Raw genomic sequence first — 21,432 nt, forward strand, 5'->3', positions numbered from 1 at the left:
CCCTTAGTTGTTCTCTAGTAATCCCATGATGGCTTCATTCGTCAAGTAAGCACCTAACTTTACTGTTCTTCCGTTTTCATCTAAAATCGGATTCACTTCACAAATATCAAAAGAAAGCGTTTTCTTATGAGCGGCAACGGTACGGATCAAAGTGCGGACAACCATTGGTGTTAAGCCAAAAGGAGAGGGAGCACTTACCCCTGGTGCAAAAGCTGCGTTTAAAACATCTGTACATAGCGTCAGCATGACATGATCGTGTTTTTCGATGAATTCGCTTACAGATAAAGTAATTTCATCCATTCGCGCGTCTGTCATCTCTTCTTCATACACATAACGAACACCGAGCTCATCTGCTTTATCAAATAGCTCCTGCGTATTTCCGAAACGCTGAATCCCTAACACAAAATAGCTGCTATTTTTGTCATGCTCTAGTATTTGCCGAAACATCGTCCCAGATGAAGGCTGAACTTCATAGGAACGCAAATCGAAATGAGCGTCAATATTGATAATGCCCAGAGAAGCCTCTTTACCAATATGCTTTCGGACACCTACGTAATGTCCATACAATGTCTCATGGCCTCCGCCTAAAATAATGGGCGTCATGGCTTTGGAAAAGATTGCTGAGACGGCGTTCCCCAATTCTTCCTGGGCAGCTTCTAGCTCTTCGTTTGGACAAGCAACATTCCCCACATCAACAATCCGTTTCCCTTCCTCCACTTTCCAAGGAAGACTTGCAAGCGCTTGCCGAATTGCGTTTGGAGCTTTGGCGGCACCTAATCGTCCTTGATTGCGCCTCACTCCCTCTTCACATTCAAACCCAATGATAGCGACTGTGCGATCCTTGGCAGCTTGCAATGTATCCAAGTCCGTTATTTCTACAATCTGATGGTAGCGAAAACTGCTTCTTCTCTCCGTATGGTCAGTCCGGCCGGTCCACAAATCTGCTGATACATTCTTTGGCAAGCTATTCATCCTTTCTGAGCCTTTTGTTTATTGATTATATAATGACAAACTTATTATTTCTAATATATAATTTAAATAAATTGATAGCTTAAAGCTATAAATGAAGGTAGGCGATCCAGTTGGACATCAAACATTTGCACTATTTTGTGACAGTTTGCGATCAGTTGAGCTACTCCAAAGCCGCACAAAAACTGCATATTTCACAGCCTTCCTTAAGTAACGCGATCAAAAATCTGGAGCAAGAGGTCGGCTCTCCACTGCTCGAGAGAAACACGAGAAAAATGGAAATGACGGACGCTGGTAAAATTTTATATCAGAAATCGTTGCTGCTTCTTTCCCAAATGAACATGCTGAAAAAAGAGATGGAAGAAGTAAAGCTAACCGGAAGCGGCGATCTCATCATCGGCATCATTGAGTCCGTGAAGCATTGGATTCCAAAAGTCATTCGCGAATATCAGAGGCGTTTTCCCTCTATTAACATCAAGCTAATCGAGGTGCTGAGTGGGAAAGCTGTCAAGGAATCACTGCGGAAGTATCATACGCATTTACTCATAACCAACCAATTCATCGATGAAGAAGATATCGAATCCTTTCCCCTGTATGATGAGCGCTTAATGCTGGTGCTACACAAGGATCATCCTCTGGCGGAAAAGGAATTGATTCGATTGAAAGACTTGGCTAGTGAGCCATTCATCATTAGTACAGAGGGATTTCAGACGCGGGAGGATATTTTAACGGCCTTTTCGTTTGAACAAGTCAACCCGCAAATCAAATTTGAAATTGAGCGATTTGAAACCGCGTTAACGTTAGTGAGGGAGAATTTGGGGGTTACGATCATTCCTGAGAACTATTTGTCTGGATCAACAGATGCTTCGCTTGTTCGGAAAACGATTGATTCGCCTGCGTTGGAGCGGACGGTTTATTTAGCGTATTTGAAAAATCGTTATTTGGCCCCGGCGGTGCAGGCTTTTTTAGAGGAGGTTCGGGGGAAGTTTCCTTCCAAAACATAGCCAATACCCTCTACATCACATAGAGGGTATTGGGTTACTACTTCTGAGGAATCGTCACCGTTAACTCTTCTTCCGTATTCTTCTGATAATCTTGCTTCCAGTAGAGGAGCTCTGTTTCACTCTTCCATTCGAGCGGGAAGTAGTCGGTATGATCATCGGCTTGAAGAAGCTTCTTCTGCTTCCCTGTAGATAATTCATACAACCAAATGTCTTCGGTCTCTTCATCTTCCATCCCGTATTTTTCTTTCGAGATTATCCCACTTAATTGAGAAAATGCTGCCCTTTTCGAATCTGGTGAGAATCGGAATTGGGAAATATACGAGAAAGGCTCACTCATTCTATCGTTTGCTACTCGATAGATTTGTCCGCCTCGATGTCTGCTCGTTCCCGTATCCAATAAGAGATACTCAGAATCGGGAGACCATGTAAAGAAATAGCGGTCGATGACAGCCTCTTTTATTGGGGAGGGTGAATCGTTGCCAACCTTCCAAATGTATGCCTGACCATCTTCGGTAGTCCCCTTATAATAGGCAACTGCTTGAAAGTTCGGCGACCATTCGGCGTGAAATGTATCCTCGCTTGTATACAGCTTCTGCTCGATCTTGTTCATTTGCTGCCATGTTTCCGGATTCACCTGTATACTTTCGGTCTCCAAGGTTGTCAGTGGATAAGTAGCGGGATCAAAAAGATGATAGAAATACTTCAAACCATCTTTTCCATATACTTTTACATGGTGAGTCGAACGTTCATAGTAGCGGGCGTTTCGGCGATCCCCGTCCTTGTCGGGTAAGTGAAATGTGTATTCATCCTCTTTCCACTCCCCCTGATATGTTCCCCCTTTCACTTTTTCTATTTCACGGATTTTATTGAGTACTTGATAGGGTGACAGGAATTCTTTTTGTTGTTCTTCCACTGGTTGATTGGTAGGTGCTGTAGAGACTGGGCTAGAGGTAGGAAGTGGATCAGAGATTGGTTTTGCTGTGGCCTCTGTTGTTTTCCCGGCGTTCTCCGATGTTATTGGCTTGTTCGGTTCATGTTGACACCCGGTTACCAATGCGATCATACAGATCATCGAAAGCCATCTAATTTTGTTCAAAGCTTTTCTCAATGGTTAAGCGCCTCCAAGAGTGGAAAAAAGTAGAAAAATACATTTCGATTATACCATTTCACAATTCCCATATCCTTTTATATAATTGGGAAAGTCTTGAAAAATTTTAAAGCAGGTGATCCTTTGGTTCAAGTAAGCGATGCTCCCTCTAACTTTATTGTGTTCCTCCCGTTACTAATAATCTTATTTTTAAACATCCTTAACATTGTCATCAGTATCTGGGTATACCGCGATGCAAGGAGACGAGGGAATAGCAAGGAATTCGCTATCATCGGGCTTGTTGCATCCTTGTTTTTTCCGGTTATTGGGTTGATTGTTTATTTGGTGATTCGGAAAGATAAGTATTGAAAAATAAGGAATTCTCTTTTCCTTCTCTCCAAATAAAAAAAGCAGTTGAACAGGGATAACCTTCCTGCTCAACTGCTTTTTTAGAAACGAAAACGGACACACGATAGGATTAGCCTCTCGTCACATTGAGGATCAGATCGTTTTCAAATCCACCGATTGAGATGTCAGAATAGCACTTGATCATTTCTGTTAGCATCACCTTTGCTTCCAGTCTGGATAGTGGTGCGCCCAAGCATAAGTGGCAGCCTTTTCCAAAGGATAGATGCTTATTACTATTAGGTCGATGGATATCGAATTGGTCTCCCTGCGCAAAGGTATTTTCATCACGATTGGCAGAACCGAGCCATGCCATGACGATTTCGCCTTTTTTCATCATACTTCCGAACATATCCGTATCTTCTTGAACCTTGCGCATCAAAACCTGTGCTGGCGGACGGAAGCGCAATACTTCCTCGATCGCTTGATCTACCAGCTGCGGATTCTCTCTTAATTCACGATAGACGCCTGGTCGATCTAGTAAAAAGCAGTAGAAAACACTGAACAAGAGCGTACTTGTCGTGACATTACCGGCAAGCAGCAAGCTGATTGCAATATCAATAATCTCGCGGTCAGATAGTTTTTGTCCTTTGTATTCTGTTTGCGTTAAATCGGAAAGAAAATCTTTTGCCGGATTCTCTCTTTTTTCTTGAATGATCGGAGAGAGATAAACGGCCATTTCCTTCATGATTTCTTCCTTTTTGAGGTTAATATCCTCATACGTTTCGCGGGTTCCGGAAGAGATGAGCACATCGGACCATTGTTTGAATAGCATCCAATCACTGGACGGTACACCGAGCAAATCGGCAATGACAATCACTGGCATCGGAGTTGCGAGATCACCTAAAATTTTGATGCTTTGCTTTTCTTTTACTTCCTCTAGCAAATGACGTGAAATTTCTTGAATACGCGGTTCCCACTCTTGGAGTGTTCTGGTTGAAAATGCCTTTGTATAGAGCGCTCTCCTTTTTCCATGATCAGGCGGGTCCATCTCTGTGATCCCCTTTTCTTTCAATGCGAGGGAACCAGCGATTCGTTTGCCTGTATCGCTTGAAAAGAGGTGATAATCGGTCAGCACACGCTCTACATCCGCATACAGAAATACGTTCCAAAGCTGTTGCTTTTCATCGTAATGGACCGGGCTATTTTTTCTCATGTCTGCATACCAGCCGTAGGGTTCAAACTGTTGTTGCAGGTTCTCGGCACCTGATATTTCATTAGGGAATACTACTTTATTCATTTCCTTCACTCCTTATCTAAATGGGTAGGTATTGCTGCAAACGGCTACTCTTTGTATGACTTGATTTCCTCTAACATGGTATCCATGAGTTTTTCTATTACCCCAATGTCTGTATTCGATTCAAAGAAGGAAATAGTGAAGGTTATGCAATCTTGATACGTACTGACTCCAAGCATCAGTCCAGGTGCGTAATAGGCTGGCGAGACGATATACGCACCTGCAACTTTCACATCATCGAATGATATCTGACTAGCACTGATCATGCCAAAATTTGATAATATCGGTGTGCTGTTTCCATCTGCTACAATTTGTTTTCTTACATCCTGTATGATCTTCAATGTGTGATGGAACTCTAAATTTTCCACAAAGGCAAAAGTGTTTACCGCATCATGCAGAATCTCTTTATTATCGCGTTGATTTTTCATGAATTCGGCCACTTCTTTCACCTTATCTGCAAATGTCCCTGTTGCTTGATTCATGGAGGCGTGAACAACGCCAGACAGGTTGTAAATGGCGTCTGCCTTGCCTGTGGGTAAAAATTTTCTTACATTAACAGTGACCATGACCTTGATTTGCTCTGCCGGAACGTTCTCCATCTGTTGAGATAAAGCGCGCATATAGGCAGCCAATAACACATCATTTACCGTAAACCCTTTTTGTTTAAATCCTTGCACTAGCTCCAACCACTCTTCGCGCGGTATTCTGCGAATGGCTTGTCGCCTTTTCGCTGGTTCTCCAGGCGTAAAAGGAAGTGTTGGTCCCTGCGGTTCCGGAGCTTGCGGCATCCCGCCATTTGGGATACCCATCTCCTTGAACAAACGGCTCTGATCTCTGCCCTCAGGGTTTGACTTGGGGACGTAGCGAGGGTTTTGGGCCAGCTCACTATATAACGAAGCTAGCAGGTGAACATACTCTATCAACCCTGCACCATCGCTGCATAGATGATTTAATTTGATGCATACGATATCTTTGGTCGAGGTCCGTAGAATGCGAACTTTGACCATCGCATCAGCATCGATGTCTATTGGGCTCGACAGCCACTCCTGTACGGCTTTCTCTTCGGAATCGGACTCACTGAGAAGTTGTAAGGAACACCAACCGCTTGACGCCAAATCGCTGCGTCGCTCCCAATAGGGGCGGACTGAATCTTTTATAAAGCGGCAACTCATGATAGGTTCAGCAATGGTGCTTGCCTCCATCGCTTGAAGCAATCGCTGTTGATTCACATGTCTGTCCATTTCCAGCACCATTTGAAGTTGGCAATCGGAAAGATAGCTGACCATGTAATTAAACCTATCACTTCCGTTTGCAGGCAGTCGCTGTGGGATTGCCATGTTCTGATTTACCTCACTGACATTCATTTCCTACACACCCCTTCAAACTAAAATTTTTGAAAGAAAAACAGTCAGGAAAAATCATCCTGACTGTCCTTTTTATCAGCAAATCCACGGGCTTCTATCGAATGGAAATCTTGTATTCCTCTAACCACATATTGATCTGAACGAGGTATTCGATCAGCTTCGTTGATTGAGCTAGATTCATCGGTGCTTTTCCATCCAGTACGAATTGGATCACAGACTTATTAATCAATGGTAGTAGAGGCGAATTAGGATTCGCTAAAATTTGTTTCATATGGTCCAAAATCGCATGGTAATACTCTGGATGATAGGTCATCGGATATGCGCTTTTGTTTCGGTACAATACTTCTTGCGGCAAATATCCTTTGTACGCTCTGCGAAGCAAGCCTTTTTCGATTTGATCAATATTTTTTACTTTCCATGGGACATTCCATAAATATTCAACTAGACGGTAATCACAATAAGGAACACGTACTTCAAACCCCGTATACATGCTCATTCGATCCTTGCGATCCAATAGTAGCGGAAGAAAGCGTGTGATAAAGAGGTACGACATTTTGCGCTGTTGCGCTTCCAATGCTGTCTCCCCTTCCAAAGGATGTACCTCTGCAATCCCTTCTTCATACCGCCTGCGAAGATATTCTTGTGGGCGGATTTTTTCGATGGCTTCTTCATTTAAAAATGAACTCCACCCGTCATGCTCCATCCAAGGGAATTTGCCTGAATTCAAGAATTTCTCCTTCTGAAACCAAGGATACCCGTTAAACACTTCGTCTGCCGATTCACCGGATAGCGAGACGGTCGCGTTTTTCTTCATTTCACGACAAAACAAATAGAGCGACGTGTCCGTCTCCCCTAATCCCGGGAGATCACGCGCTCTTAACGGCATATGAAAATGAGTAATCAGATCTTGAGCGTTGAAGGTAATCTCTTGATGCTTCGTTTGTACATGCTCTGAAACGGATTTCGCCCATGGTGCATCCAAGCTAATGTGCAACAAACCTTCTTCAAAATGCTGATCATTGTCAACAAAATCAACCGAATAGGTGTGCAACGTCTTCCCTTTTTTACGAAGCTCTTCAGCGGCTAAAGCTACCAAGCCACTCGAGTCCAAACCGCCAGACAGCATACTAACCAATGGCAGGTCAGAGATTAACTGACGTTGAACCGTGTCTTGTAACAGAGCGCGTATCCTTTCTGTCGTGGTATCCATATCGTCAGTATGCACTTTGCTCTCCAGTTTCCAGTATGGCCTTGTCCTGATTTGATCCTTCGTGACTGTTACACAATGTCCAGCTCGAACCTCATTGACATTGCGGAAAATTCCAAATCCAGGTGTTCTCGCCGGACCGAGTCCGATAATATCTGCTAACCCATCCGCTTCTACTTCAGGCTTCACTTTTGGATGGGCAAGCAAAGCTTTCAGTTCGGAGCCGAACAAGAACGAGCTCCCTCGTTGGCAATAAAATAATGGCTTCACACCTAAGTGGTCACGCGCTAAAAACAATCGATGATTTTTTTCGTCCCAAATGGCAAATGCAAAAATTCCATTGAGATGACGGACACATTCCTCTCTCCACTCCAAAAAAGCGTGCAGTAATACTTCCGTGTCAGAATTGGTTTGAAAGGAGTGTCCGAGCAGCTCTAACTGGCGGCGCAGTTCCAAATAATTATAGATTTCGCCATTAAACGATAGGACACACGTCTGATCTCCTTCTCGGTAGATCATGGGCTGCTTGCCGCCTTCTGGGTCGATCACGATCAGGCGCCGATGCGCAATCGCTGCCCGAGGAGACAACCAATATCCCTCTTCGTCTGGCCCGCGATGCTGGATCGCTTGAGCCATTTTGTGCAAAATAGCATGCTGGGATGACAAATCGTCATCCCAATCAAGCCATCCCACAATTCCACACATAGTAACCTCTCCTCTTGTTCGCCAATTTAGTGTTGGGGATGATACGTTATCTTATTGATTAACTCGCTTACCTTTTGCTCTGGGTTCGCTACCAATCCTTCTAAAAGAGTATTCAAATGCTGCAGCATACCGCTAATCTCCTTATCGTTGAAGAAACGTCGATAATAGTTAATATGCAGGACTAGCACTTGTTCATAGAAAAGGATTTCCACTCGTAACGGATGCTCCGTCTGCGCGATAGAATCATAGATGGTAGCGCCGAGGACATCATTAAATCCTCTAAACACAGAAGAGAAATCAGGGAGCTGTTCGCTTACCAGATAACTGTCAAACAAAAGCCGATCTCGTGGGATATCGCACCACTCGTATATTTTTTTCAGCGGCGTGTATTCGTACTGACTCGTCTCTACTACCTTGGACTGCATGTTTTGGAGCCAAGACAAGAACCTCATGTTTTGCTCAATGCTCACGCGAATGGGCAGAATATTGAAGAAAAGCCCGACAGAATGCTCGACCTCCATCATCGCAATGCTGCGGCCGGAGAAGATCGTACCAAAAACAACGTCTTCCTTACCGCTGTAATGATGGAGCAGCAATGCCCAAGCCCCCTGCACCAATGTATATGGCGTCAGATGATACTTTTTGGACAAGGATAATAGCGCCGAGGAGACTTCTGGCGATACGATGAACCTTTCTTGAGAATAGGGAGGCTCCTCGGCAGAGATATTCTTCCTGCTCGCTTGCGCCCATTCAAGAGTGGAGCTGGTCATTCCTTTCAGATTTTTCTTCCAGAACAACTCGGCATCCGTTAAGTCCTGCCCTTTTTGTAGCGCAACATAATCCCGATAAGGATAGACAGGCACAATATCAATCGCCGTCCCTTGGGAAAACGCTTGATAATATTCGAATAATCTTTTCACGATCAATGTATAGCTCCAGCCATCCTGCAACATCAGGTTGAAGACATAAATAAAGTAGTAGACATCCTCTCCTACTTGAAGCAGAGCAAGATGCGCATGTGGTGCATGGCCCATCTCAAATCCTTGTTGTCTAAGCTTCTGAATGTAGGATTGCAATTGTTCATGTTGATTATCTTCCGGAACGCCACGCCAATCTTCCTGTTTGATGTGGATATCCACTTTCTCATGTACGATCTGCATCGGTTCATCCAGCTCTTCCCAGATGAAGGATGTTCGCAATGCAGGGAATTGTTGGATGAGATGCTGCCATGCCTGCTCGAAAGCAGATACATGGAAAGGGCCACCCTCTATGCGAAAAGCATGATGAACCACATTCAAACCAGGCTCTGGATGATGCTTGTATCGATACAGCATATTTTCTTGCATGATCGTCAGCGGATAAACATCCTCCATGTATGGGTTATCTGCTTTTATCCGATCCAGCTGATGCTTATCCAGTGTTGGTAACTCTACTGCGTTTGGAGTTCGCTTCGCGCTTTGGGTAGAAACCCCACCTACAACCTCTGCTAGTTCAGCTATGGTCTGGAATTGGAAAATTTGCTGTGGAGTCAGTTCCAGACCGAATTGTTTTGCTCTCGCAACCACTCGAATGGTATGAATGGAGTCGCCACCCAATCCGAAGAAGTTATTATGTATGCCAACCTTGTCCAAGCCCAATATTTCAGCCCAGACATTGGCAAGAATGTTTTCCGTCTCGGTCGTCGGTGGTACAAAATCTCCCTCCATCTCTGGCACTTCCATAAGCGGCGCAGGAAGCGCTTTGCGATCCAATTTTCCATTCATGTTCACTGGCATTTCCTTGATAAACTCAAAGATAGACGGAACCATGTAATCTGGCAGCTTATCCCGTAAATAACTGCGCAGCTCTGGAATGAACTGGCGAGCAACTCTGTCTGTCAAAGGATCGTTCGCATACGTTTCGATCGGCTGGTAGTGTTTCGCTGGACGGTGCCACGCGGTGACCACTGTGTTACGCTGTCTTTTTTCTAGTAAATGCTCAGGTCGGAGCACAGCTTCATAGCTGCCATTCTCTCTATCACCCATCCAAGCAATATCCACGCTGTATCGAAGCTCAGCGCCCAACTGCCAAAGCTCCTCTGGGTCAATTCCACTGTAAGCATCGTTCTGATCTGTTCTCAGTTCTTCTACCGTTTTGAGAACATCTCCGTCAGCAAGCAATGACTGGTATCGATTCGCCCTGTCCAACCGCAAATTTGGGATATTCGTAAGCCCTAAGATTTGCGGTTTATACTTGGTCATGATTTGACGAAGTCCATCAATATTTTTGAATCCCTCCTCATGCCAATCCAGCCAGGAAAAGTCCTCAATCGGCTGCACTTTTTTGCCGAGATGAAGAACCACATCATAGCGATAGCGAGTTAATTCGTTATGATGACTGCCTCGCTTCAACTTGATTTCTACATGGCTGATCTGATGCAGCTGCGCTTGAAGCGCATAGAAAAATGCAGGATCGATAACTAGCTCCTGCTCTTGTCTCATTCGCTTCTGCACGCGGTGCTGCAATTGATCGATAGTCAACGTCGCCGGTGACTTTTCCATCTCAACCTCAGTGAGGAAGGTTTGCAGTAAAGAAAGATTACGAACATCACCGACAAAGATTGCTCCTTTGTCATTCATGGCGTGTATGGCCTTTTTCAGCACATCCAACAGGTAGCTCGCATCCGGGAAATACTGCACCACAGAGTTGAGCACGATCACATCGAACTTCTGTCCCTTTAGCCCACGAAAATCATCCGCATAGCTCTTACACAGTGTGACATTAGATAAATCCTCTCTTTGGTTGATCAGATTCGCCGTAATATAATCCAACGCCATCGACGAAAAATCTGTTCCCCAATACTGCTCACAATGAGGCGCTATCCGGGATAATAACAGCCCTGTACCGCACCCGATTTCGAGTACCTTTTTCGGTTGCAAGGCAAGGATACGATCAACCGTCGAATTGACCCATTCACGCATTTCTTCCGCTAAAAGGGGTTGACCCGTATAACTGCTGTTCCAGCTGGTAATGTTGAAGTCTGCCTCATATTTATTTACATCATCATAGGCTTTATCAAAGACATCCTGCCATTCTGATACCTGTTCCGCTGGAAGCGCTTCTTCTTCTGTTGCCTTTTTCAGTTTTTCCTTGGCCTGTGAATCTGGCACGATATAAGATATCAACTGCTTATGCCCTGGTCTCTGCTCGGATTCATGAACGATCACAGCCGCTTTTTGTACATGTGGATGTTCATCCAATACAGCTTCAATCTCACCCAGCTCGATACGGAACCCTCTTAATTTGACCATAAAATCAATTCGACCCAGATACTCGATCGTTCCATCCGGCATGTAACGTGCCAAGTCACCTGTTTTATAAAGGCGTGCTCCCTCTTTTTTGCTGAATGGATCAGGGATGAATTTCTCTTCTGTCAGCTCAGGTCGGTTATAGTATCCGCGAGCCAGCTGTACACCACCGATGTGCAGCTCGCCGGCAACACCCACGGGAACAGGATTCAGGTGCTCGTCTAACAGATAGATTTGGGTGTTTGCTACAGGGCGTCCAATCGGCACGGATCTAAGCTTGCTCCCTTTTTGACATGCCCAGTACGTGACATCAATCGCCGCTTCTGTAGGACCATAGAGGTTGTGCAATTCCGCATCGAGACACTCGAAAAAGCGCTCCTGCGTTGCATAAGATAAGGCTTCGCCACTGCAAATGACTCGTCGTAGCGTATCGCAGCCGCTAATTTCTGTCTCCTCCAGGAACACCTGAAGCATTGAAGGAACAAAGTGCATGGTAGTGATTTTCTCTTTTTTGATCAAACGTGCCAAATAAGTCGTATCTTTATGACCTTCTGGACGAGCTACTACCATGCAAGCGCCCGTCATTAACGGCCAGAAAAATTCCCAAACCGACACATCAAAGCTGAAAGGCGTCTTTTGCATGACGCGATCGGTTTCATTCAGTTGATATTGTTCCTGCATCCATAAAAGTCGGTTGACGATACCGCGATGAGCATTCATCGCACCTTTTGGCTTACCAGTGGAACCTGAGGTGTAAATCATGTACGCCAAATTGTCGCTGTTGACTCCGCTTGCAGGCGCCATATGGCTCTCCATGCTAATTGTCTCCCAATCTGAATCGAGGCAAATGAGTTGTCCACCGTATTCAGGGAGCGTGTTCTTCAGCTCCTCCGCAGTCAAGAGGAAAGAAGGATTCGCATCCGTGATCATGAAGGCAACCCGATCTTGCGGATAGCTTGGATCTAGGGGAACGTAGGCCCCACCTGCTTTGAGGATACCTAACAGCCCAATGACCATCTCAAATGAGCGCTCCATATAAATGCCCACAAGCGTTTCCGCGCTTACACCCTGTTTTACGAGATGGTTAGCCAGTTGATTCGCCCGTTGATCCAATTCACGGTAAGTGAGTTGCTTCTCTTCAAAAATAACGGCTGGGGCATCTGGTGTTTTGGCAGCCTGCGCTTCGATCATTTCGTGGAGGCACCTATCTTGCTGTGGGTAGTACGTCTTCGTATCGTTCCATTCGACCAACAGCTTTTGCTCTTCCGCAGTGGTCAAAATCGGCAAATCTGAAATCGGCTGGTTCGGATTCGCGACAATGCCTGCCAGCACGATTGTAAAGCTTTCTAACAAGCGACTAATTGTCGATTCATTAAAAATATCGGAATTGAACTCGACGTCTAGGTCAAGGATATCGCCTTTTTCTACAACCTGAATCCAGAGGTCAAACTTGGATGTGTTGTTACGGAACTCTTCAAATTTGACCAAGGAAAAGCCTAATGCAGACATGTCCGATTTTTTCGGCATAGGAAAGTTCTGCAACACAAAGCAAACTTCAAACAGTGGATTTTGACTCATATTACGCTCAGGCTGCAATTCGTCCACTAATCGTTCAAATGGTACGTCTTGATGTCTGTATGCGCTGTTCGCTGTTTCTCTCACACGTGACAACAGTTCTCTAAAGCTTTGATTGCCGGAAACATCTGTTTTGAGAACCAACGTATTTACAAAAAAGCCAACCAGATTCTCCATTTCCACTCGGTTACGATTCGCTACGGGCACTCCCACCCGGATATCATTTTGCCCGCTGTAACGATGCAACAATATCTTTAACGCGGTGATCAAAACCATATACAGCGTGGCATTTTCTTGCTCGCTCAGCGCTTTCATGGCATGTGAAAGGGAAGAGGGAATTTGTAGTTTTAGGCTCCCTCCTTGAAACGTTTGGATAGGAGGTCTTGTACGGTCTACTGGCAGCTCTAACGCGCTGCTTTCTTTTCCAAGGGTTTCTCTCCAGTAAGAAAGCTGTTTCTCAAGCACTTCTCCTTGAAGCCACTCCCGCTGCCAGCTTGAAAAATCAGCATACTGGATCGGAAGCTCAGGCAATGGGGAAGGCTTGTCCGCAAGATATGCCTGATAAAGCAGAACCATTTCTCTGAAGAAAACTCCGACTGACCATCCGTCTATGATGATATGGTGAACGTTCAAAAGTAGAATATTCAAGTCTTCGCCGAGTCTGAATAAAGTAACACGCAACAACGGTCCCTTGGTTAAATCGAAAACATACATGCTTTCCTCTTTCGCGAGTCGGCGAAACTCATCCTCCCTCTGCGCCTCGTGATGTCCTGTCAGGTCGACAATAGGAAAAGGAATTTGCAAGGCAGGAGCAATGAGCTGATACGGCTCTCCGTTTGCGACTTGAAAGGTAGTTCGCAGGGCTTCATGGCGTTCCACTATCTCATTAACGCACTGCTCCATGATGTTTGTGTGAAGCTCACCCGATAGATGGAAGGCGGCAACCACATTATAGGCAGGACTGTTCGGTACCAACTGGTCTAAAAACCATAGTCTCTGCTGGGCAAAAGAGAGGGGCACGAAGCCCTCTCTTGAACGCCGCGGAATTCCAGTCTTTTTCGTCTCCAGTTTTGAGCCTTTCAGCTTCTCCAGCAATGCCAGTTTCTTCTCGGAAAGCTTCGATCTGCTCTCGGCAAGTATCTCATCTCTTGATTTAGCTGATTCCTTCTCATTGATCATCGGATTGCTCCTTCCCACATGGTGATTCTGCTGCCTTTTTTATAGATGAATTCATCAGCTTAATAGCTCCAAAATTGCCTCTTCTGGAAGCTCATCAATAGCAGCAATCAGTTCCTCTTCAATCAGCTCCGCCATCCCTGCCACGGTTGGCGCGGAAAAGAGATTGTCTAAATCCAAATCAACCGGGAAGCTATTCTTCAATCTGGAAATAATCTGAGTGGCCATGATTGAATCGCCGCCAAGATCTTGGAAGTTTTTGTGGATGTCAACCTTTTTCACGCCAAGTACCTCTTCCCACGCAGCAGCAATTTTTCTCACGAGTTCGTTACGTGGTGTATCATCATCGTCAGCATGTATGACATCATGATGGATCACCGAGTTTTGGATTTCTGTCTCGCTCACATCTGCTTCTTCCACCTGAACACGAGGTAGCTCAGTTGAGTTGGCTATGTCTGCTGCTCTGTGTTCGTGTTTTTCTGCTGTCAGTTCGGAGGTGGCGGCTGCTTCTGGATGGGTTCGGTTGCCTACGACAACTTTGGGTAAACGGTATCGTTCCTTGGCAAAAGGATAGCTTGGCAGGCCTGATAGTCGGCTTACCATTCCTTTTGGATAGAGAGCTCCCCACTCTATTTCGTTACCATGAACCCATAGCTCCGCCAGCTTTTTGATCTTCTTGTTCAGAGCGAGATTGCGGATAAAATCCCGTCCCTCTTCCGTATCGCCGATCTTGATTCCGCCCGTTTTGTTTATTTCTCCGATAAACAGATCAGCCGTTTTCGCCCCATTACTTTGTATGAATTGCTCTAACTGCGCAATCAGCTGTTCCTTACTGTCTACCACGATTGCTACTCGATGAGACATCGATTCCCTTGCAGTCTGATAGGTATAAAGGAAATCTGCCAGTTTCACATCATGATGATTCTCTACAAATGCCTTTGTTTTCATGGCATAGGCCACCAATTGCTCACGTGATTCTGCTGACAGCACGAAGACTCCCGTCGCTATCTCTTGACCCACAACAGGAGCAGAGGCTCTTACCTTGCTTCTATCAAACTCTTCGATCACCAGATGAGCATTGGTGCCGCTGAAGCCAAAAGAGCTGACCGCTGCCAATCGAGAGCCTTTGGAATTGGTCTGCCAATCTTGCAGCTTCGTATTCACGTAAACAGGGCTGTTTTCAAAATCAATGTGTTCATTCTCTTTGACAAAATGGATCGAAGGGGCCATCTTCTTGTTTTTCATGCTGAGTAAAACCTTGATGACACTCAACACCCCAGCCGCCGCTGTGGTATGGCCGATGTTGGCTTTCAAAGAACCAATGGCGCAGAATCGTTTCTTCGGTGTGAATTGGCGGAAGGATTCACTCAGCGCATGAATCTCTACAGGGTCCCCTAATTTGGTTGCGGTTCCGTGTGCCTCGATATATTGAATGTCTTCCACATCCATCTGTTTTTTCGCGTAAATGGATTTTTGCAGGTCGCTTTGCGCTTGGAAGCTAGGCACGGTAATGCCCAATGTCCGTCCATCCTGATTGGTCCCACTGCCACGGATGACACCATAGATGCTATCGTTATCTCGTAATGCATCTTGCAATCTTTTTAAAATCACAACGCCAACGCCATCCCCAACGACAATGCCATTGGCTCCATTGTCAAACGGACGGCACTCCCCTGTAGGAGATAGCATCCTTGCGTTACTCATCGAAATAAACGGGGCAGGATGGGAATAAATCGTAATTCCTCCTGCGATGGCCAGATTGACCTCTTCCGTCTTCAGCTTTTGGCAAGCAATATCGATCGCCACCAAAGAGGATGAGCAAGCTGTGTTCACAGCCAGAGCAGGTCCTTTTAGGTCAAGGAAATAAGCGATGCGCGAGGCGAGTATACTCGTATCCGATCCGAGCATGCCAAAATGAGAGAAATCTTGTTCTACTGTCATTCCCGCCATGGCGCCAATGACGGTTCCAACGGGTTGTCCTCTCAGCATCGACGGGGTATAACCTGCGTCCTCTAATGCTTTATAGCTCTCTTGTAAAAGGATGCGCTGCGTGACATCCATTGATTGGGCTTCGGTAGGAGAAATTTTGAAAAACGCTGGATCAAAATATTCAATATCCTCCATCGCCCCGTATTTCATCGGAATATCTACTAATGCATTTTCTTTGAAAAAGGCACGCCATTCTGGATTGGTCACTTCTCTGATGCAATCTTTGCCCTGACTGACGAGCTCCCAGAATTCATCTTGCCCCCGGGCTCCTGCTGTGCGGCAGGAAATCCCAATGATCGCAATATCATCGGAAGCAGCTTTAGGTGGCTCGTAGGCAATATTCCGCGTCGAGACTCTCTCTGTATAAGCAGGCTTCTCGTCAAGATTTCCATGATTTTGGTTAAGCGATTCTGTCTGCGCTGATTGGCGCTCTGGTAGATGAGTCGCGATGTAGCTCGCCAATGCATCTAGCGTATTATGCTCAAACACAACACTCGTTGGTAGTTTTAGATGAAACTTGCTATTGATGGCTTCGGATAATGGAACGGCATTGAGCGAGCCGATTCCCAAATCCTTAAGGGATTCTACCTCTTCCAGCTCTTCTTGTCTCAAGCCTAAAATGGTCGAAAAGACCTGGATCAGATCCGCTTTGATTTTTGTCCGATCCGGAATGGACTGATCTGCTGCAAAAACACGTTTTTGTTCAGAATATTCAGATGTCATTGATTGATTTTGAGCATCCGACACGAATGGTTTACTTGCATGGAGCTGGCTTGGCTCGTATTGCTGCAAATGGCTAGCAATATAGCTTGCCAACGAATCTAATGTATTATGTTCGAACACAACGCTGGTCGGTAGTTTCAGATTGAATTTGCTATTAATCATTTCGGATAAGGCAACGGCATTAAGAGAGCCAATTCCTATATCCTTCAAGGTCTCTACTTCTTCCAGCTCTCCTGGTAGATGACCTAAAACGGCAGCAAAAGCCTCTACCAAAGATTCTTTGATGGTTTCCCTATTCCAATGAAAGCTGTGACCATCCTGATTTGAATTCGGGAGCGTTCGCGTTTGCTTTTTCGGATAAGGAATAGAACCGCTGTTTACCATTTCCGCTAATGCTTCTGGATACGGTCTTTTCTTCGATATTTTGCTGGCATTCCATTCACAACGCTTCGTGTACGCAAGATACGGAGCCTTTTTTAGCTTAAACAAGCAATAGCTGATCCACCCTCGTTCGAGAGAGATAGATTGATTCACTGTGTTGATATACAAATCTTGAACAGCTTTAGGTAGATGCTTGATGTACTGTTCCACGTCAGGATCATGCAAGGCGTTAGCAATCTGCGGCGATACGTCAATGATTTCATCAATCACCAACTGATGCTCCGCTAAAAGCTCAATCCATTCTTGCACGGTGGGAATGCTGACTTCTACGTTCTGGTCTACGATTGGTCCTCGCGTATTCGCTATGTAATCGATCAACAGAACGGTTCCCTCTTCGTTCAGAGAAGAAGAGATATTTTGAAATAATCCATGTTTATTTCGAATATGGAAGCTCACTTCAATCCCGACAATCATGTCGTAGAGATCGGGAAAGGCATCCTTGGAGCTGTCTTTGTTGAAAATTTTCGCACGAGCACCCAGATTTTTCTGCGCGATTCGTTGATTGCCAAGCTCTGCTTGCGCCTTGGTAATCGTAAATCCGTGGGTTTGCATATGCGGATAGAGCTCTGCTATTTGAATCACATCTGTCCCATGACCGCATCCAAAGTCCAACACTTTTTGCACGCGCGAAAAATTTTCTTTGCAAAAAAGTACTTGTCGCATCTCTACTTGCTTCTCTCTTACCATTTCTCTTTCCAACGGATATTTTTCCGGATTCAAAATGACGCGACTCATTGAAAAGCCTGGAATCTTCTTCTCAAATGGACATACGGTCAAGTAATCCTCCGAAAACTCCGCTTCGCTGTTGTTGGCGCTATAGGTGTAAATCTCAACGGCCTTGTTTTCGAATTCTGGATGAGCGGATGTCATGCTCGTCTCCCTCCTAGAGTGATTCGTTTGATTGCGTTCTATCCAGCACGTTCTCCTCTTAAATGGATAGGTTGGGAGCTTAGCTACTCGGGATAACTCCTTCCCTTCATGCAGCTTCTGCCAAGGGATGGGATTGCCTAGAACCCACCATTTTGCCAGTTCCCCTACATCTCTTAGTTCGATTGCCTTAGCAACTCGGTCTGGCATCCATTCTTTGTTTTCCTTGAGATCCCCAAAAAAGCAATGATCCGTCTCTGCTTGATGCTCCAACCAACGTTCTAATTTCTGGTAAAGTTCTGTTTGACTATTGGTGATGACAGCTAAACGGCAAGGCATTTCTTCTCTTCCGATTTGAAGGGTATAAGCTGTATTCGCTAGATCGATATGTTGGTGCTTTTGCAAATAACCAATCCAGCGATGAATGTACGCTTGCAATCTCTCTTTCGTCTTAGCCGAAAAAACAAACAGCTGAGGCTCTGAATCATTTACTCTACTTGGTGAATTTCGGTTGTATTCCTCAACGATAAGATGGGCATTCACTCCACCGCCGCCAAAGCTGGTAATGCCTGCTCGTCGGGGGACTGTCTGCCCATCTACAGTGACCTTCTTCCATTCCGATACCTCTCGCTGCAATTGAAAGGGGAGTTGATCAAAAGGAATATTCGGATTCAAATCGTCAGGAATCAGGGTTGGAACCAGCGTCTGATGCTGTAACGACAAAATCACTTTCATCAGCTGCGACATACCGGAAGCTGATTCACAATGCCCGATATTCGGTTTGACCGAACCGAGTCGATAATCCCCTGCTGTTCCTTGACGGTTGTGAAAAGCTTTCGTCACCGCTGTCATTTCGACCGCATCGACGATGTCTGATCCATAGGCAGAAGCTTCTAGATAACTAATGGATCGAGGGTCCAGTCCGCCTTCTTCCAATGCTTCTTCCATCACATCTGCAATTGGGGTGGGGCTTGGTGTCATGTAGCTATTGGCTTTGCCCTTATGGTTGACGGCGCTTCCTCGTATCACGGCATAAATATGGTCCAGGTCCTGTACAGCCTGATCGTAATCCTTGAGAACAACAGCACCCACTCCCTCACCAGGCACAAAACCTATTCCGCCATTCCCAAAGGCAGCACTGTCAGATGTATGGGAGATGAGCTGTCCCACTGTCAGACCAAAGTAGGTATGCGGATGGGTGTACAGATTCACCCCACCAGCAATCGCCATGCTTCCCTTCCCGTTTCGGATGTATTCACATGCTTCATGAATCGCTACTAACGCTGAGGAACACATCGTATCGATCGGCATACTCGGACCCTGTAAGTTTAGATAGTAGGAAGCCCGATTTACCATCGATGAATATGAGGTTGTCGGAAAGTGATGGTTGGTTTCCGTACTATACAGATGAAAACCTTGTTTCGTAATGCCACCAAATACCCCTGTTCGCTTGCGCAGCTCCGTAGACATCTTCGATGAGGCATAGCCTGCATCTTCTAACGCCTTCCAACACTCTTCTAAATAGAGGCGCTCTTGAGGGTCTATATTTTCTGCTTCTCGCGGAGTCATATTGAAAAATAACGGATCAAACTGATCAAATTCTTCTAAGAAGGCCCCCCATTTGCTATAGCTTTTTCCTAGGGAAATGGCTTCCTCTCGATTTGGATGATAATACTCTGTCCAATCCCAACGCTTGGCTGGAATTTCTGAAATAGACTTTTTACCCTGCACCAAATTCTCCCAAAACTCATCCAAGGTGTTAGCTTGAGCAAAGCGCCCACTCATGCCAATAATCGCTATTTTACCGGAGGACGCAGGCTTTGACTCCGTCATTTGCGAATGAGCAGATGACGCAAATGCTCTCGCTTTTCTTGGGTTTCGTTTCCCTTCGATTTTCGGCAATGGAGAAAACTCAACATGATCTTCCGTTCGATTTGGCTCCTGCTTGTGATCATCCAATCCTGTGAGTGAAATCAGTGCTTCCCTTTGTGTCTCTAGTAAATGCTCGACTAAGTCATCTACTGTCTGATATTCAAAAAACAACGTACCGCTGATCGTTTCTCCGAAAATTTTCCGAAATTGATTGATCAGTTGTACAGATAAAATGGAATCCATCCCATATGCCTCTAAAGACTCTGAAGTATCCATTCGGTTACTCGGCATTTTCAGCGTTTCAGCAATCAACTGTTTGATGTATTCCGTACTTTTTCCGCGCAGGACTTCCTCGATTGCCTTTCCTTCAGGAGCGGAAGGTATGTTCACTCTCTTTGGTTTTGGTTGTTCCGCATTTATGCTCGTTGCAGGTTTAGGCTGTTGTTTTTGCTGTTGGCGAATCACGCCGTCGCTTTCGGTAACAATAATCTGCTGCCCCATCACGTGCGCCTCTTCTGTTGGGAAAAAAACCGACTGAAATCCTTCTTCCTCCAATACTCTCTGCCACTTTGACGAAGATAACCCAGGGCAGCCTGAAAGGCGCAGCTCTGGGTCTTCGTACAGCCACCATCCCTCCAGCAAACCAAAGGTAAGATGGAGGAAGATGGTGTTTTTACTCATTTCATTCAGCAGTAGCAAGCCGTTCTTCTTTAAAACAGCTTTCGCGTTACGCAGCGTTTGGCGAATATTTTTGGTGGCGTGCAGGACATTGGCTGCAATGACAATATCATACCCGCCAAGATCAATTCCTTGCCCCGTCACCGACTCTTCTACGTTAAAAATCTGATAGGTCAAATAAGGATTGCTTGGGCCATATTCTTTTTCTGCATGCATGAAAAAGGCTTTGGAGAGGTCTGTGTAGCAATATTCCTGGATATGCTCTTCATACACCTTTAGTTTTTGGAAAACGACGGCACTTGTTCCTCCCGTACCTGCACCAATCTCGAGAATGCGAATGCGGGCCGCAGAATCTTGGTTCAACCGTTCCTCAACAAAAGCAACCACTGTATCAGCGAGAACTTCATTGAAGTAGTCGGAAACCGTGTTATTTTTGTATACCTTCTCGACTAATTCCATCGACGAATTGGGAAAGATGACTTCTGTGGCCCGCACTTTTCCAGTGAGAATTTGCGGTAAAGCACGCAGGGTTGCCTCGACTAGCTTGACTTGCGCATTCGTATCCGAATTTTTTAGCCAGACTTCTTTTTCTTGCTCCCATTCTTGCCAGACAGCCGTACTGGAAATGGGAGCAGTATCGATCACGGTAGATGTTGCGCGATCGTAAACGAGATAATCATTCCGAGCCAAAACAGAAGCCGTTTCTTCGAGCCACATGTCATATAAGTCAAGCAGACCGCTTTTTCTTTTGAGATCGCTGAGCGCTTGATTCTTTTCCGTAAAGCAGCCAAGCGACTGCATTTGACCCCATAGTAACTTTAAGAGAAGCTCGTCCATTTTGTTCAT

At 45.4% G+C, this 21,432-nt stretch carries 9 protein-coding genes; 2 read left to right on the top strand and 7 right to left on the bottom strand.

All coding sequences use genetic code 11. From position 1 onward, the window contains the following. Nucleotides 1–3 precede the first annotated feature (3 nt). On the bottom strand, nt 4–972 hold the full coding sequence (hutG, locus tag HPY28_RS07420; protein WP_174230317.1) for a formimidoylglutamase: 969 nt from the start codon (nt 970–972) through the stop codon (nt 4–6). Nucleotides 973–1,082: 110 nt separating this feature from the next. On the opposite strand from hutG, the gene HPY28_RS07425 reads away from it, so the two are divergent. After that, the gene (locus HPY28_RS07425; protein ID WP_017250273.1) at nt 1,083–1,973 is read left to right on the top strand and encodes a LysR family transcriptional regulator; all 891 of its coding nucleotides are present in this window, start codon (nt 1,083–1,085) and stop codon (nt 1,971–1,973) included. A gap of 37 nt (nt 1,974–2,010) precedes the next feature. Here the strand turns inward: HPY28_RS07425 and HPY28_RS07430 are convergent, their stop codons facing one another. After that, nucleotides 2,011–3,081 carry a hypothetical protein gene (locus HPY28_RS07430; RefSeq protein ID WP_174230318.1) on the bottom strand — a complete coding sequence of 357 codons (1,071 nt, stop codon included), beginning with the start codon at nt 3,079–3,081 and terminating at the stop codon, nt 2,011–2,013. A 123-nt stretch (nt 3,082–3,204) separates the two neighbouring features. Here HPY28_RS07430 and HPY28_RS30360 point away from each other — a divergent pair, with 123 nt between their 5' ends. Next, nucleotides 3,205–3,429 carry a hypothetical protein gene (locus tag HPY28_RS30360; RefSeq protein WP_106833648.1) on the top strand — a complete coding sequence of 75 codons (225 nt, stop codon included), beginning with the start codon at nt 3,205–3,207 and terminating at the stop codon, nt 3,427–3,429. A 109-nt stretch (nt 3,430–3,538) separates the two neighbouring features. On the opposite strand, the gene HPY28_RS07435 is transcribed toward HPY28_RS30360, so the two are convergent. The 5 genes from HPY28_RS07435 to HPY28_RS07455 all read right to left on the bottom strand — a co-directional run bounded on the left by HPY28_RS07435 (nt 3,539) and on the right by HPY28_RS07455 (nt 21,432). After that, entirely contained in the window at nt 3,539–4,705 is a 1,167-nt protein-coding gene (locus HPY28_RS07435; protein WP_174230319.1) for a cytochrome P450, read from the bottom strand. A gap of 44 nt (nt 4,706–4,749) precedes the next feature. Continuing rightward, nucleotides 4,750–6,066, bottom strand: coding sequence for a condensation domain-containing protein (locus HPY28_RS07440; protein WP_174230320.1), 1,317 nt, complete (start codon nt 6,064–6,066; stop codon nt 4,750–4,752). Nucleotides 6,067–6,160: 94 nt separating this feature from the next. Beyond that, nucleotides 6,161–7,978 carry an asparagine synthase (glutamine-hydrolyzing) gene (gene asnB, locus HPY28_RS07445; protein WP_069851329.1) on the bottom strand — a complete coding sequence of 606 codons (1,818 nt, stop codon included), beginning with the start codon at nt 7,976–7,978 and terminating at the stop codon, nt 6,161–6,163. A gap of 26 nt (nt 7,979–8,004) precedes the next feature. After that, nucleotides 8,005–14,019: a non-ribosomal peptide synthetase gene (locus HPY28_RS07450; RefSeq protein WP_174230321.1), complete on the bottom strand. Its 6,015-nt coding sequence runs from the start codon at nt 14,017–14,019 to the stop codon at nt 8,005–8,007. 54 nt (nt 14,020–14,073) lie between these two features. Beyond that, the gene (locus HPY28_RS07455; protein ID WP_174230322.1) at nt 14,074–21,432 is read right to left on the bottom strand and encodes a beta-ketoacyl synthase N-terminal-like domain-containing protein; all 7,359 of its coding nucleotides are present in this window, start codon (nt 21,430–21,432) and stop codon (nt 14,074–14,076) included.

Source organism: Brevibacillus sp. HB1.2, assembly GCF_013332495.1.
Taxonomy (GTDB): Bacteria; Bacillota; Bacilli; order Brevibacillales; family Brevibacillaceae; genus Brevibacillus; species Brevibacillus porteri.